The organism is Lactobacillus sp. C449L (assembly GCF_059900815.1).
Genome location: NZ_JBWXGA010000392.1, coordinates 1 through 410, shown reverse-complemented (window position 1 = coordinate 410; position 410 = coordinate 1). Strand labels below are relative to the sequence as shown.

The 410-nt window shown below is 51.5% G+C and carries 1 rRNA gene; it reads right to left on the bottom strand.

The window, feature by feature from the left end:
* Positions 1-410: ribosomal RNA gene (locus AC2JF9_RS09940) — 23S ribosomal RNA — on the bottom strand; the annotation flags it as partial.

The following is a 410-nucleotide window of genomic DNA, read 5'->3' as shown; positions in this document are numbered from 1 at the left end:
GACTTACCCTGAGCGGACGAACCTTCCTCAGGAACCCTTAGGCTTTCGGCGGACAAGATTCTCACTTGTCTTTTCGTTACTCATACCGGCATTCTCACTTGTGTACAGTCCACATGTCCTTGCGGTCATGCTTCGACCCGGTACACAACGCTCCCCTACCCAACATCTTTCGATGAAGCCATAGCTTCGGTGGTGTGTTTAGCCCCGTTACATTTTCGGCGCAGAGTCACTCGACCAGTGAGCTATTACGCACTCTTTCAATGGTGGCTGCTTCTAAGCCAACATCCTGGTTGTCTGTGCAACTCCACATCCTTTCCCACTGAACACACACTTGGGGACCTTAGCTGATGATCTGGGCTGTTTCCCTTTTGACGATGGATCTTAGCACTCACCGTCTGACTCCCGGATAC